The sequence below is a fragment of the Methylobacterium aquaticum genome (assembly GCF_001043915.1).
Taxonomy (GTDB): Bacteria; Pseudomonadota; Alphaproteobacteria; order Rhizobiales; family Beijerinckiaceae; genus Methylobacterium; species Methylobacterium aquaticum.
Window position 1 is genome coordinate 1 of sequence record NZ_LABX01000280.1, and the last position, 12,495, is coordinate 12,495.

Annotated in this window: 16 protein-coding genes; 8 read left to right on the forward strand and 8 right to left on the reverse strand. The window is 71.8% G+C overall.

The genetic code is table 11. The annotated features are described in order from the left end of the window. Together VP06_RS29125 and gspG are read right to left on the reverse strand one after the other, a co-directional pair. Positions 1-675, reverse strand: a 675-nt coding sequence (locus VP06_RS29125; protein ID WP_048467308.1) for a secretin N-terminal domain-containing protein, incomplete at its 3' end; no start/stop codon positions are given. Positions 676-1,303: 628 nt separating this feature from the next. Next, on the reverse strand, positions 1,304-1,771 hold the full coding sequence (gene gspG / locus VP06_RS29130) for a type II secretion system major pseudopilin GspG (protein WP_048467309.1): 468 nt from the start codon (positions 1,769-1,771) through the stop codon (positions 1,304-1,306). A gap of 211 nt (positions 1,772-1,982) precedes the next feature. On the opposite strand from gspG, the gene VP06_RS38340 reads away from it, so the two are divergent. The 8 genes from VP06_RS38340 (at position 1,983) to VP06_RS29180 (ending at position 7,872) form a co-directional block, all read left to right on the forward strand. Beyond that, positions 1,983-3,092 (forward strand): hypothetical protein, encoded by a 1,110-nt coding sequence (locus VP06_RS38340; RefSeq protein WP_245291360.1) that lies wholly within the window; start codon positions 1,983-1,985, stop codon positions 3,090-3,092. Continuing rightward, positions 3,092-3,571 carry a prepilin peptidase gene (locus tag VP06_RS29140; protein WP_048467310.1) on the forward strand — a complete coding sequence of 160 codons (480 nt, stop codon included), beginning with the start codon at positions 3,092-3,094 and terminating at the stop codon, positions 3,569-3,571. Before VP06_RS38340 ends, VP06_RS29140 begins: the two co-directional genes overlap by 1 nt. Beyond that, a complete protein-coding gene (locus tag VP06_RS29145; protein WP_048467311.1) occupies positions 3,571-4,020 on the forward strand; it encodes a prepilin-type N-terminal cleavage/methylation domain-containing protein in 450 nt (149 codons plus the stop codon). The genes VP06_RS29140 and VP06_RS29145 overlap by 1 nt, the downstream gene beginning before the upstream one ends. Continuing rightward, positions 4,017-4,466 (forward strand): type II secretion system protein, encoded by a 450-nt coding sequence (locus tag VP06_RS29150; RefSeq protein ID WP_156295835.1) that lies wholly within the window; start codon positions 4,017-4,019, stop codon positions 4,464-4,466. Before VP06_RS29145 ends, VP06_RS29150 begins: the two co-directional genes overlap by 4 nt. Continuing rightward, on the forward strand, positions 4,463-5,083 hold the full coding sequence (locus tag VP06_RS29155; RefSeq protein ID WP_048467312.1) for a prepilin-type N-terminal cleavage/methylation domain-containing protein: 621 nt from the start codon (positions 4,463-4,465) through the stop codon (positions 5,081-5,083). Before VP06_RS29150 ends, VP06_RS29155 begins: the two co-directional genes overlap by 4 nt. Continuing rightward, complete coding sequence (locus VP06_RS29160; protein ID WP_082167684.1) at positions 5,044-6,018, forward strand: type II secretion system minor pseudopilin; 975 nt, start codon at positions 5,044-5,046, stop codon at positions 6,016-6,018. Before VP06_RS29155 ends, VP06_RS29160 begins: the two co-directional genes overlap by 40 nt. Before the next feature lie 181 nt (positions 6,019-6,199). Next, positions 6,200-6,688, forward strand: coding sequence for a hypothetical protein (locus tag VP06_RS29165; protein ID WP_048467313.1), 489 nt, complete (start codon positions 6,200-6,202; stop codon positions 6,686-6,688). Between the two features lie 935 nt (positions 6,689-7,623). Continuing rightward, complete coding sequence (locus tag VP06_RS29180; protein ID WP_048467316.1) at positions 7,624-7,872, forward strand: BrnA antitoxin family protein; 249 nt, start codon at positions 7,624-7,626, stop codon at positions 7,870-7,872. Positions 7,873-8,040: 168 nt separating this feature from the next. Here VP06_RS29180 and VP06_RS29185 read toward each other — a convergent pair whose 3' ends face one another. The 6 genes from VP06_RS29185 to VP06_RS29210 form a co-directional block, all read right to left on the reverse strand. Further along, the gene (locus VP06_RS29185; RefSeq protein ID WP_082167685.1) at positions 8,041-8,916 is read right to left on the reverse strand and encodes a YVTN family beta-propeller repeat protein; all 876 of its coding nucleotides are present in this window, start codon (positions 8,914-8,916) and stop codon (positions 8,041-8,043) included. Between the two features lie 86 nt (positions 8,917-9,002). Beyond that, a complete protein-coding gene (locus tag VP06_RS29190; RefSeq protein ID WP_048467317.1) occupies positions 9,003-9,542 on the reverse strand; it encodes an SRPBCC family protein in 540 nt (179 codons plus the stop codon). 25 nt (positions 9,543-9,567) lie between these two features. Next, on the reverse strand, positions 9,568-10,161 hold the full coding sequence (locus VP06_RS29195; protein ID WP_048467318.1) for a DUF447 domain-containing protein: 594 nt from the start codon (positions 10,159-10,161) through the stop codon (positions 9,568-9,570). Between the two features lie 4 nt (positions 10,162-10,165). Then, positions 10,166-11,557, reverse strand: a complete 1,392-nt coding sequence (locus tag VP06_RS29200; protein WP_048467325.1) for a DUF6513 domain-containing protein — start codon at positions 11,555-11,557, stop codon at positions 10,166-10,168. Continuing rightward, positions 11,554-12,147, reverse strand: a complete 594-nt coding sequence (locus VP06_RS29205; protein ID WP_048467319.1) for an amino acid kinase family protein — start codon at positions 12,145-12,147, stop codon at positions 11,554-11,556. The genes VP06_RS29200 and VP06_RS29205 overlap by 4 nt, the downstream gene beginning before the upstream one ends. Before the next feature lie 26 nt (positions 12,148-12,173). Beyond that, positions 12,174-12,495 (reverse strand): (5-formylfuran-3-yl)methyl phosphate synthase (locus VP06_RS29210; protein ID WP_048467320.1); only part of this gene is annotated, 322 nt, incomplete at its 5' end.

A 12,495-nucleotide genomic window follows, 5' to 3' on the forward strand; every position in this document is an offset into this window, starting at 1 on the left:
CACCGGCACCATCGCGGTCGACATGCCGCGCATCCAGTCGACATCGAACACCGCGATGGTCTGGCGCAGGACCCGGATCTGGTTGGCGTCGCCGGAGAGGATCAGCAGGTTGCGCGCCCGGTCGGCCCGCAGGACCACCTCGCGCGGCGCCACCGAACTCAGGATCGCCTGCATCTCGGCGGCCGAGATCCAGCGCAGCGGCACCACCACCGCGCCCGATTCGGCTCCGACGCCCTCGACGGGCCGGATCTCGGAACCGGCGGCGCCCGCGGGGACGATCTGGACGCTGCGACCCTGGCGGCGCAGGGACAATCCGCGGCTCGCCAGCGCCGTCTCGAACATCCGCAGCAGCGACTCGCGGCTCACCGGCCCGCCGGTCTGAAGGGTGATGGTGCCGGAGGCCCGCTCATCCAGGCTGTAGCCCCAGCCGAGCGTGTCGGCGAAGACCGCCTTGGCGGCGACCGGCAGCGGAACCTCGACGAGGTTGAGGCTCACCGGGCCGCCCGCGATCTGGACCCGGGATGGGGCCTCGCCGCCGACCAGGCGGTCGTCGCCGCGCATCACCAGGGCACCGGTCTCCCGTGGGTCGGACGGCCCGAGGGGCTCGGCGCCGCGGGCGGTCATCGGCCAGCCGCAGGCGAGCGCCAAGGCGACGACAGGCGCACCTCTGATCATCACCCCGTCGTCCCCATCACTCACTCGTCGATGGGGCGAACGTTAGGAGAGGCGTGGTTAATGTCGGGTTGAGGGGGGTGCGGCACCCTGGTCCCGCCAAGCGTCACGGGCCGCATAAGGCTGCCTTGGCGGATAAAATTCAGGACCGTTCCGGCGCCCGACCGCCGTCCCGTCACGACGTCGGCCATCAACGCCCGTGCAAACCGGAGCATCCGATCGGAAGAACGACCGGGCTACATCAGGGTCATCCGGTACGGACCGTGCGACCGGCGCGATCGACGGCCGGATGGTCACGAGCTGTGACCCCGGAAACATGACACGACCTTCGAAGGAGCGCGGCAAGGCCGCGCCAATCGAAGGTCGCGTGGTGGAGCTGTCATGGGATGTCCGCATCGCTCAAGCGTCTGGCGCCTCCGGCTCCACCGCGCGGGCTTGCGGTTCCGGCTTCCGAACGGATCGTCCGGAAATCGCGTCATACCAACCGCCCAAGATGCTGACGCATCGATTCGATCTCGGGCAGGCCGGGATCGACGGGGCCGTCGACCCATCTCGAATTTTCGATGTCAAGCCGGAAGCTTGGCGAAAATTCGAGACCGGCACCAAAGGTCGCTTCCAACGACCGTTGGTATCAATTGCTCGCCACGTCGGCCTGGTCGCCGGTCCCGCCGGCCTTGCCGTCCGCCCCCAGGCTGTAGACTTCGAACGGGGTGCCAGCGGCACCGGGAGAGCGGTAGAGATAGACGTGGCCCCACGGATCGGTCAGGCCGCGGGCGTCGCGCACATAGGGGCCGCGCCAGCCCGGACCGGTCGGCTGGACCAGGGCCTGGAGACCCTGCTGGGACGTCGGGTAGGCGCCGAGGTCGAGGTAGTACAGTTCGACCGCCTGGGCGATGTTCTTGACCTGGATGCGGGCCGTCTCGCCCTTGGCGCGGCCGAGATAGCCCAGCACCTGCGGGGTCACCATGGTGGCGATCATGCCGATGATCGCCAGGACGACCAGCAGCTCGACGAGGGAGAAGCCGGCTTGACCTCCCCGCCGGTCCTGGGACCGGGTTTCTCGCGGCTCGCCGCGATCCGGTGTGGTTGTGATGAGCATCGTGCGGCCTCGGGGCAGACGGACAATCGCCGCGCAGGGTGCCGTCTCTTCGTAAAGAAGCCCTCACTCCCGGCCGTGACAGCGGGACAGGCCACCGGGCAGGTCGGACTTTGTTATCCAATTCCGGCCAGGATCCGACACCGTGGCGCGGGGCCTTGGGGCAGTTGGTCTCGGAGCGAGAGTCTTTTCGAGGACAGGGCAGGGGAGACGCATGAACCGCTCAGCCGGACACTCGACCCGTGCGGGCGGACGCCGCCGGCACGGCCATGGGATGGACAGTCGAGGGATCGGGAGGCTGGCGATCGTCGGTCTGTCGCTCGCAGGCCTCCTCATCCTTGGCACCAGCGGCGCCCTTGCCGCCGCCCCGCTGACGGTGCCGATGCCGGCGCCGCTCCCGCCGGTCCGCGTGCTGACGCTGCTGGTCGGCCTTCACCTGATCGGCCTGTGCTTCGGGCTCGGCGGCGCGACGATGCTCGATTTCTGGATCCTGCGCTGGATGCGCTGGGGCAGCCTGCCGGCCGAGATCGCCCGCATCTTCCTGTTCGTCAGCAAGGTGGTCACGGTCGGCCTCGCCCTGCTCTGGCTCTCCGGTCTCGGCTTCCTTGCCGTGTACGCGGTGGAATCGCCGGAGAAGTTCGGCAACCCGAAGCTCTGGGCCAAGATCACGGTGGTGCTGGCGCTCACCATCAACGGCCTGCTGATCCATGCCCTCGTGCTGCCCGGCGTCCTGCGCGACATCCGCCGGCCGATGCTCGACGGCGTGTCGGGGGTCCGCACCGGCATCTTCCTGGTCTCCGGCGCGGTCTCCGGCGTGTCCTGGTACACCGCGTTCGCCCTCGGGCTGATGCGCGAGCTGAACGGCGTCGTCCCCACCGGCCTGCTGCTGGCCCTATGGCTCTCCGCCGTCATGGCGGCCTCGCTGGCGGCCTATTTCTACTGGCTGCACCTACGCGAATGGACGGTGCGCCAGGGCGCCCGATCCGGACCGGCGCCGGATTCGGCAACGGAAGGGGACCCGGCACCGGCAAAGGAGTCCGTGGCGATGGCGCGGCCCGTGATCCGCATCATCGCGCCCGCTCCTCCGATGAGCGAGCCCACGCCGTCTCCCGCCGAGGTTGCGGCGCTCGCCTCTGTGCCTGCGGCGCCTGTCTTGGAGCCTGCGGCGCTCGCGGGGGACGCCGCGACGTCCCAGGCCAGGCCGGCGCCCGCGGTCCCGGATCCGGCGGGCCGCAGCCCGGCCGGCCCGGCGCGCGTCCCGGCGGATCGGATCCTGGCCCTGACACCGGCGGCGTCGCGGGCCCGCCTGCCCCGGCGCGCCTGATGTCCGCCGCCCTCCTCGCCGACACGGTGCTGCCCGCCCTGCTGCCGCTGCCGCTGACCCTGCCGGCGAGCCTGATCGACCTGCGCCGCCGCATCATCCCGGACGCGCTCACCCTCGCGCTCCTCCTCCTCGGCCTCGCCGTCGCCGGCTGGCGGGACGGGGCCGCGGCGATCGGCCTCGGCCTCGTCCAGGCCGGCCTCGCCTACGCTCTGTTCTGGGGTGTGCGGGCCCTGCACGCCCGGGCGAGCGGCCGGATCGGCCTCGGGCTCGGCGACGTGAAGTTCATCGCCGCGGCCGCGGCCTGGACGGGACTCGCCGGGCTGCCGATGCTGGTCCTGGCCGCCAGCCTGTCGGCGCTGGCCGCGGTCGGGCTGCTAGCCCTCGCCGGACGGGCGATCGGGCGCGAGACCGCCCTGCCATTCGGCCCGTTCCTCGCCCTCGGCCTTCATGCCGCCCTCCTGCTCGGACCGGCCGGCTGATGAAGGAGGGTGGAGGGCAGGCGGGATTCACCCTCGTCGAGATGCTGGTGACGATGGCGATCCTGGGCCTCGCCGCCGGAGTCGCATTCCAGTCCCTCGGCCCGGGCGCCCTCGACCGGCGCGCCCTGCTGGTCTCCGAGACCATTGCGGCCGAGATCGGCCGCCTGCGCGCCGAGGCGATCCGCACCGGCCGGGCCGGGCGCCTCGCCTTCGAGCCCGACGCCCGGCTCTTCGTCAGCTCTCGGCCGGGCGCCATCCCGATCCCGGTCGGCGGCCTCGCGGTCGCGGTCGAGCCCGGCCCGGTCGGCCGGCCGGTGCCGGGGGAGCTGCACCTTCTGCCCGACGGCAGCTCGACCGGCGGCCGGATCCTGCTCGCGGCGGGCGGGGCGCGCCGGATCCTGTCGGTCAGCGCGCTCACCGGCCGGGTGCGCCGCGAGGACGGGCCGTGAGAGCCGCGTTGGGACGGGCCTTGCGACGCGCCGTCACGGCAACGATCGGGGCCTGGCGGCGCCGGACCGTCCGGTGCGCCGGCCCGCGCGACCAGGAGGGCTTCACCACCGTCGAGGTGCTGGTGGCGTTCGGCATCGCCGCGGCGGCCACCGTGATGGCCTTCGAGATCGCCGGCACGGCAGCGGGCGCGGTGCGGAGGATCGAGGCCCGCCGCGTCGCCGCCGACGAGGCGGAGGGCGTCGTCCTGCGCCGCCTCTCCGAGGGCCCGCTGCGGCCGGGCGTGGTGCAGGGCGTCTTCTCGGACGGCACGCCCTGGACGCTCAGCATCACCGACCTGCGCCCGGCCCTCGGCCTCGGCCGCGTGCCGCCGCTCTGGCAGGTGCGGGTCACCGGGGCCTCGGCGGCGCCGCTCTACGCGACGCTGATCCCGGAGACGATCGAATGAGCCGGACGCCGCCCGACGCCGCTGCGCGGCAGGCCGGGTTCACCCTGGTCGAGACCCTGGTCTGCCTGGCGCTCGCGGGGCTGATCGGGGTGCTGCTGCTCAACGCCGTGCGGATCGCCGGCGGAGCCTCGGCGGCGGCGGCCCGGGCGGCGGGGGCCGAGGAGGTGCAGTCGGTCCGCGACCATCTGCGGCGCACCCTCGGCAGCCTGGCGCAGAACCGCCCCGACGGACGCCGGCCGACCCTGCGCGGGGGACCGGACGGCCTCGTGGCGGTGCTGGCCCCCGACCAGACGCTGGAGCGCCCGACCGAGATCGCCGTGAGCCTCGCCCGCGCCACCGGCGGAGCCGGCGCCTTCGACCTCCTGGAGAGCCGCAGCGAGGCGGAGGCGCCGCCGGGACAGATCGCGACGACCCGCAGCGAGGCGATCCTCGGGCGGATCGCCGGCCTCGGAATCCGCTATTACGGCGCGCCCTCCAGGGGCGCCCTGCCACTCTGGCTGCCGGCCTGGTCGCGGCCGGACCGGCCGCCGCTCCTGGTCGAGATCCAGGTCGCCTTTCCTCCCGCGGACAACCGCCGATGGCCCCCCCTCCTGATCGCCGTCGCCGCCGCGCCGTGACCGCCGACGCCAAGATCGGCGGCGCCAAGATCGCCGGCGCCGTGGGCTCCGCCGACACCGCCGCGGAGGAGGGCGAGGCAGGCTTCGTGCTCCTGTCGGTCCTGGCGATCTTCATCGTGGTCGGCGCGGTGCTGGCGGCGGCAATTCTCCAGGTCCGCTCGGCCACCGGCCTCGCCCAGGCCCGGGCCGAGGCGGTGCGGCTCCAGGGCGTGGCGGACGGGATCGCCCGCCTGATCGCCTACGACCTCGGCCTGGCGCGGACCTACCGCCGGAGCGGCGCCGGCCTGCCGGAGGACGGCACCGTGACCGCCTGCCCGCTGGCGCCGGGGCGCGTCGCCCTCCTGTCGCTCCAGGACCAGGGCACGCTCATCGACCTCAACGCCTCGCCACGCCCCGCGATGGAGGAAGCGTTCCGGCTCCTCGGCATCCCGGACCGGGAGGCACTGACGCTCGGCGCCGAGATCGTCGATTACCGCGACCCCGACGACGCGCCGGAACCGAACGGGGGCGCGGAGCTGCCGCAATACCGCGCCCGGGGCCTGAGCTGGGGACCGCGCAACGCGCCCTTCGCCAGCATCGACGAGATCGACCGCCTGCCCTCGATGACGCCCGCCATCGCCGCCCGCCTGCGGCCGGTTCTGACGGTCTACAACGAGGTCGGACGCTTCGACCTCGCCGCCCTGGTGCGGCGGGCGAACCCGTCGGCGATCCGCTCGCTGCCGGGCTCCTCCGGCCCGGTTCCCTCGCCCAGGCAGGTCTTCCGCCTCTCGGTCGTCGTCGAGGAGGGCCGGGCCCGGGCAGGCCGCTCGGCGATCCTCAACCTCGGCGGCGGCGGCTTCCTCGTCTGGCAGCAGACGGTGGCGCCGGACCTCGTCGCCGGCGCCGGCCATCCCGCCTGCGCCCTGGTGGCGAGAGCCATGGGGTCGGGCCCGTGACGGCCTCGCGCGGCACCGCCGGATCTGTGCGCGTCCTGTCCAAGAGGAAGCCTCACGGACGCGCCTCCGGTGACCCACGGTCGGGCAGGATCTGATAGGCTGCGACGCGAGTTGAGCCAGAGCCGGGATGCGGGACGACCGTCAGGCGGAAACACCCCGGAGACGCAGGGAGCAGCGTGCGATGACGGAGACCATGGCGGTTCCCCGGTGCCCGGACGGGGTGCTGTCGGATTTCGGGAGCTTCTTCGAGGAGCAGCGCCGTCGCCGGGAGGCCGACGCGGCGCCGGTCTCGCAGGACGAGGCGCCGCTCTCGGCGGAGGACGTGCAGCGCGTGGCGCTCCTGCGCGGCATCGCCGCCGAGGTGCTGGAAGCGGCGGCGAGCCAACTCGCGCCCCATGGCGTGCTGGTCGAGCGCGGGCCGCCCCTCCGCGGCCGTCCCGACTTCGAGCAGGCTTATACCCAGTTCATGCTCATCAACCGCAAGACCGGCCGGGCCTCGGATGTCTATGTGATGAGCATCACCGATGCGGGCTACTTCCTGGCCAGCGCCTGCGACCCCCGCCTCGACCACGACCATCGCGACCGGCAGGTGACCCACTGCGCCGCCAGCGCCCTGACCTGCGACGTCGTCGCCCGGGTGATGAAGGACGCGATCCTGCACGTCGCCTGAGGTGCCCGACGGGTCGGGCAGGGCGCACGCCCTCGACCTCTCCCCGGGTCCAGCGCGACCGTTCAGAAATGCCGGCTACAAATCCCCTTGACCATCCCCGCGCGGAGGGGCAGCATAGTCCTCGTCGAGACGAACTCGAGGAGGTAGCCATGAAGTCTCAAGGTTGCAGCCCTCACGCGACTCACACCGATGCTGACGATCAGGACACTCCGCCGAATGACGATCGACAGGGATAGTGGCTTCAGGGCGGGCTGAAGACGGTACGGAGCCGAGACGGCCATCGTCATAGTACCGTGTGAGACTACCCGCGAACCCTGAAACGTGGACCCTGCCTTTTAAGGCTCGTCGGTGCGCCGGCGGGCCTTCGTCGTTTCGGGCCTTGCTGCGATCGCGACCGGGCGGTCACGAGATCGGCGATCGCGTATCGGATTGTCACGCCCTTGCCCTTCACCGTCTGGCGGGGACGAACGCCCTCCCACTGTCGTCGCGCAGAGGAAGCCCGTAACCGGCGCGTGCGCCCTCAATATTAACCTTTTGTTAAGTTTTTGCCGCGCGGTGACGATCGAGAGCAGCCGGCTACGAATCCCCCTTGACCACCCCCACAAACAAGAGCAGCATAGTCTTCATCGAGACGAACTCGAGGAGGTAGCCATGAATTCTCAAGGTTGCAGCCCTCACGCGACTCACACCGATGCCGGTGATCAGGAAACTCCGCCGGACTACTCTCGACAGGGATAGTGGCTTCAGGGCGGGCTGACAACGATACCGGGCCGAGACGGCCATCGTCGTGGTATCGCGCGAGACCAACCCGCGAACCCTGAAACGTGGACCCTGCCTTTTTAAGGCTCGTCGGTGCGCCGGCGGGCCTTCGTCGTTGTCGGTCCTCGTTTCGAGATGGCCTGCGCCGTGTTAGGCCCGTGCGCAGGAGGATTCCGATGTCATCAGACCGTTCCCGCCGCGGCACCGATCCGCGCCAGGCCGCCGAGGCCGCCTTCCGGGCCGTGACCCGCAAGGTGCCGGAGGGCCCGGCGCCCGCAGCCAAAACCGCGAAACCCGCCGCGCCGGGCCTGCGCGAGACCGTGTCCCTGCGCCTCGACCGCGACGTGCTCGACCATTTCCAGGAGGAGGGGCCGGGCTGGCAGGAGCGCATCAACGCCGCCCTGCGCAAGGTCGCGGGACTCTGAACCGCTTGGCATCGCCGCCCTTGGTTGTCACGTCCCTTGGTCGTCTGCGGCTCGCCGCCCTCCTGGTGCTCGCCGCGGCCCCGGCGCAGGCCGAGAGCGGGCGGGTGACCAACCCGTTCGCGTCGAACTATCCCTCGCTGCCGATCCGGGAGCGGGTGGCACCGCCGGTCAGCGCAGGAACTGCCCGAAGGCCCGCGGTCCGTCCGAGGTCTTCACCTGCCCGGTCACGGTCAGGGCTCCGGCATCGATCACCGTGAGGGTGTTCGATTCCCAGTTGGCGACGTAGACCGTCCGGCCGTCCGGGCTCGCCTGGATGCCCTCCGGGTACTCGCCGACATCGAGGCGGGGCCCCGGCGACAGGGTGGCGGTGTCGAAGGTGCTGACGGTGCCGCCATACTGATCGGTGACGAAGGCCCGGCCTTGCGCGAGCGCCACCGCGTAGGGCCGCTCGCCGACCGTGACCCGGCCGATCTCCCGGCGCGCCGCGATGTCGATCACCGACACGTCGTTCGAGCCGACATTGGCGGCATAGGCCCGCCGACCCTCGGCATCGATCGTGACCCCGAACGGCCGCGTCCCGACCGGGATCACCGCCACACGCTGGCGGGTCGCGGTGTCGACCAGCGAGAGCGCGTCGTCGTCCCGGTCCGCCGCCAGGAGGAATCGGCCGTCCGGCGTCACCGCGATGCCCGACGGCGAGGTGCCGACCGGGATCTCGGCCGCCACCGCGAAGGTGCGCGGATCCACCTCCCACAGGCGCTTGGCGTACCAATCGGCGACGTAGATGACGCCGCTCACCGGATTCACCCCGAGTCCGAGGGGCCCGCCGCCGAGCGGGACCGTCCGGGCGACCTGCCGCGCGGCGGCATCGATCACCACCAGCGCCTTGCCCTCCGGCGCGGTGACGTAGACGCGCCCCTTGTCCGGCGACAGGGCGATGCCGGCCGGCGCACCCGGCACGGGGATCGTCGCCACCACCCTGCGGGCATCGAGATCGACCACGTCGACCGTGTCGGAATTCTGCGCCGTGACGAAGGCTTCCATCGCCCGGGAGGGAACCGGCGCGAGGCCGATCCCCAGAATCCCGATCCCGCCGAGCAGGCAGAGCCCGGCGGGACGCCGGGCCCGCCTCACGAGTTGCCCTTCTCGATCTTCGCCTTCAGGTTGTCGAGGCCGCTGCGATACAGGTCCTTGACCGCCTTGATCGCCGCCTCGTCGCTCAGCTCGGGCGGCGGGTCGTTGTTCATGTAGCCACGGTAGAATGCGCCGTCCCACACCACCTCCGACGCCTTGCCGCCGTCGGCCGGCTCGACCTTGATCGTCGACGAGTAGTTGTTGACCGGAAGAACCTTCACGTCGACCTTGTTGATGCGGTACGACAGGCTCTTCTGCTCGGCCGAGTACTTGTAGAGTTCCTCGTCGACGGTGGCGCCGCCCTTCAGGGTGAGGATGCGGGTGGCCTTCACCTCGTTGCCGCCCTTGCCCTCGGTCTTCTCGACCGGCGGCAGCCAGCTCATGTCCTGGAAGTTGCCGACCACCGCCCAGACCTTGTCGGGCGCGGCGTTGATCGTCACCTTCTCCTCGACCTTCTTGCGGGTCGGGCCGTGGGCCTGGGCAGCGGGAGCCGCCGCGAAGGCGGCGACCAGGGCCGCCGCGATGATGCGCTTCATCGGATCTCTCCTGTTCACGCGTGTCTCACGCGCCATCGACCGCGAGGGACGCGGCGGCCGCCTGCGGCAGGGCGGCCACGACCTTCGCGGCGATCCAGTTCCAGGCTTCGCGCTCGGCGGGCCCGGCCGTCTTCTCGACGGCGATACGGTGGTGATGCAGCTCGGCCAAGACCGTCTCGGCATTCAGCCGATGCAGGCGCGTCGACAGGATCGCCGCCTCCAGCACCGCGTTGACCGCCCGGTTGTGGCCGAGGAAAGGCCTGTGCGCCTCGTCATGCACCACCCGGCCGCGGAAGCGCGGGCGGACGGGATCGTCGCGCACCTCCACGACCTGCAATTCCATGTGGCCATAGGCATCGGCGAGCCGCGGCACCGGGATGGTGCGGCTCGCCGCGGTCGGCCAGTCGCGCCGGCCGGTGACGCAGCCGGCGATCACCCGCACGTCGGCGGGCGCGGCGGCGGCGAAGAACGGCACGGCCTCCAGGTTGGCGATGGTCGGCGAGGGCCGGAACGGCGCCACCCAGAAATCCTCACCATCCCGGATCAGCCCGAACGGCACCAGATGCAGGGCGCCGTCGGCGGACACCGTCGTCACGATGGTCTCGAGGATCAGCGGCACGGCTCTAGGGTTTCCCGCTCTGGCGCGTATGGCCCGGGGCCTTGAAGCGGGTGGTGTCCTCCACCTCCGCATCCAGGGCGCAGCCCCAGTCCAACGCCTCGTCCTGCACGTAGCGCTTGCCGAGCCGCCAGGCCAGCTCGGCCTTGGTCAATTCGCCGCCGAGATAGAAGGCGTGGGCGCCGTCGGCCTCGACGCCAAGATCGGGGAAGAACGCCATCGCATCGTGCCCGACCTTGTGGAGGTCGCGGTTGTAGATATGCACCCCGTCCTGCGCGACCGCGACCCGGTAATTGGGGTCGCGCACCTCGGCGGCCAGGGCCGCGATCTCGTCGGGCGTCTGGGTGTAGGGCCGCTTGTCGTGGAGGGCGAGGAGGGCGCGGCCATACCCTTTGGGCAGGGCGGCATCGGCCTTGGCCGCGTACATCACCCGGCGGGCGGCGTCGTGCTCCTCGACCGTGCGGCGGGTGTGGTTCGAGACCTGCACGATCAGCACGTTGCCGATCGACAATTCGGAGCACACCCCCATCAGCAGGGCCGTGACCCCGAGGCTGTCGGCCTCGGTGAGTTCGGTCAGGTTGCCGGTGCCCATCATCATGGCGATGTCGGGGTGGCGGCGCCTCGTCTCGTGGTAGCGCACCAGGGAGGCGGCGAAGCCGAAATGGATCGGCTCCAGGATCGGGTCGGCGATGAACGGCCGGCCCGCCCGCTGCATCCGGTCGATCGCCCGGTCGAGGGAGGGCAGGTCCTCGGGCCGCAGCGGCACCAGCACCGGCACCGCGTCGGTCTCGAAGGCGAGATCCAGCGTCTCCTCGTTGAGGCTGAGCAGGAAATCGGCGCCGGCCGCCGCGCCCTGGCGCAGTTCCTCGGCCGAGAACGAATCGACGCTGACCCGCAACCCCTCGGACTTCAGCAGCCGCACGGTGTCGCCGAGATGCGGGAAGGGCGTGTCCGGCAGTCCGCCGAGATCGATGACATCGGCCCCGCGCCGGGCGAGATCCTTGGCCCGTCCCAAAATCTCCTCGGGCGTCAGCCGCGACGCATCGACGATCTCGGAAAAAATCCGCACGTCGTGGCGCGACAGGTCCACGTTGCGCCCGGCGAGGCCGAGGAAGACCGGCAGGTCGACAATCTCGTCCGGCCCGCGCTCCACCGGCAAGCCGAAATGCGCCGAGAGCGCCACCGGATCGGCCCGGCAGCGCCCGGGCAGGATCACCCGCGTCGCCCCCTCGGGCATCGTGACCCGGCGGCGGATGATCTCCTCGGTCATCAGCGCCGCGACCTTCACGCCGGCATCCGCGATGGTCCAGTTGAAGCGTTCCGGCGGCAAGCCTTGCGCGATCTTCTCCAGCCGCGCCTTGGCGAGGCGCCCGGTGACGAAGACGAGGTGCTCCCTCACGCGGCGCACTCCGCCGGCGCGTCACGGCACGTCCGGTCGCCGCGGGGCCCACGCAGCACGATCCGGCCGGGGAACCGGGCCGCGAAGTCCGGCAGGGCGGCATCGACCAGCCCGGCCCGCGCCAGCTCCGCCGGCCCGACGCCGGGTGCCGGATCGGCGGATTTCACCAGCAGGCACGTTTCCGCACCGAGGCGGGTGGCGAGCCAGAGGGCGAGGCTGTCCGAGGTCACGTCCCAGCTCTCCGGGATCTCCTTGTGGCCGGCCTTGAGCGCCGAGGGATCCCAGACCGGCACGCGGCCGGCGGCGAGGCTCGCCGCAGGATCCTCCGTCACGGTCAGGCGCGGCTCCAGGGCAGCGAAGATCCGGGCCATGCCCGCCATGGCATCCAAAGCCAGCCGATGGGCGAGGGGATCCGGGAAGGCGAGGGCGTTTTGCGTCGCCCGCACCGCCTCCGCCAGGGCGCCGCCGCCCGGCACGATCACCACCGGCCCCTCGGCCCCGTCCGCGAGCGCGCCGAGCAGCCGGAACAGCCGGGCCCGATCGGCCACGAGGCTGCCCCCGACCTTCACGACGCTGAGAGATGGCCTCATGGTCCGTGTCCCGTGCGCGGACACACCTACGCCGCCTCGCCGCGCGGCACGATAGCGGCGAGACGCCGCGCTGCCTCGCCGATCCGGGCGGGATCGAGGCGCCCCGTCCGGTCCGCGCGCGCGCAGAGGCCGCCGCGGAAGCCGAGATAGCCCGGCCCGAGCGCCGCCAGCGCCGGGATGTCGTCGAGGGAGAGCGAGCCGGCGAGGCCCGAGAGCAGGCCCTGCGCCCGGCAGGACGCCGCGAAGCCGGCGAGCCGCGGCAGGGGCAAATGGTCGGTGAGGCGCCGTCCGTCCTTGCCCCTGGTGTCGATCATCGCGCCGGAGAAGCCGGCGCGATGATCGACACCA

Excerpts from the sequence above, each read along its gene's own strand:
- gspG (WP_048467309.1), bottom strand. The coding sequence starts at position 1,771 with ATGCTCATCACAACCACACCGGATCGCGGCGAGCCGCGAGAAACCCGG.
- VP06_RS38340 (WP_245291360.1), top strand. The coding sequence starts at position 1,983 with ATGAACCGCTCAGCCGGACACTCGACCCGTGCGGGCGGACGCCGCCGG.
- VP06_RS29140 (WP_048467310.1), top strand. The coding sequence starts at position 3,092 with ATGTCCGCCGCCCTCCTCGCCGACACGGTGCTGCCCGCCCTGCTGCCG.
- VP06_RS29145 (WP_048467311.1), top strand. The coding sequence starts at position 3,571 with ATGAAGGAGGGTGGAGGGCAGGCGGGATTCACCCTCGTCGAGATGCTG.
- VP06_RS29155 (WP_048467312.1), top strand. The coding sequence starts at position 4,463 with ATGAGCCGGACGCCGCCCGACGCCGCTGCGCGGCAGGCCGGGTTCACC.
- VP06_RS29160 (WP_082167684.1), top strand. The coding sequence starts at position 5,044 with ATGGCCCCCCCTCCTGATCGCCGTCGCCGCCGCGCCGTGACCGCCGAC.
- VP06_RS29165 (WP_048467313.1), top strand. The coding sequence starts at position 6,200 with ATGACGGAGACCATGGCGGTTCCCCGGTGCCCGGACGGGGTGCTGTCG.
- VP06_RS29180 (WP_048467316.1), top strand. The coding sequence starts at position 7,624 with ATGTCATCAGACCGTTCCCGCCGCGGCACCGATCCGCGCCAGGCCGCC.
- VP06_RS29185 (WP_082167685.1), bottom strand. The coding sequence starts at position 8,916 with ATGGAAGCCTTCGTCACGGCGCAGAATTCCGACACGGTCGACGTGGTC.
- VP06_RS29190 (WP_048467317.1), bottom strand. The coding sequence starts at position 9,542 with ATGAAGCGCATCATCGCGGCGGCCCTGGTCGCCGCCTTCGCGGCGGCT.
- VP06_RS29205 (WP_048467319.1), bottom strand. The coding sequence starts at position 12,147 with ATGAGGCCATCTCTCAGCGTCGTGAAGGTCGGGGGCAGCCTCGTGGCC.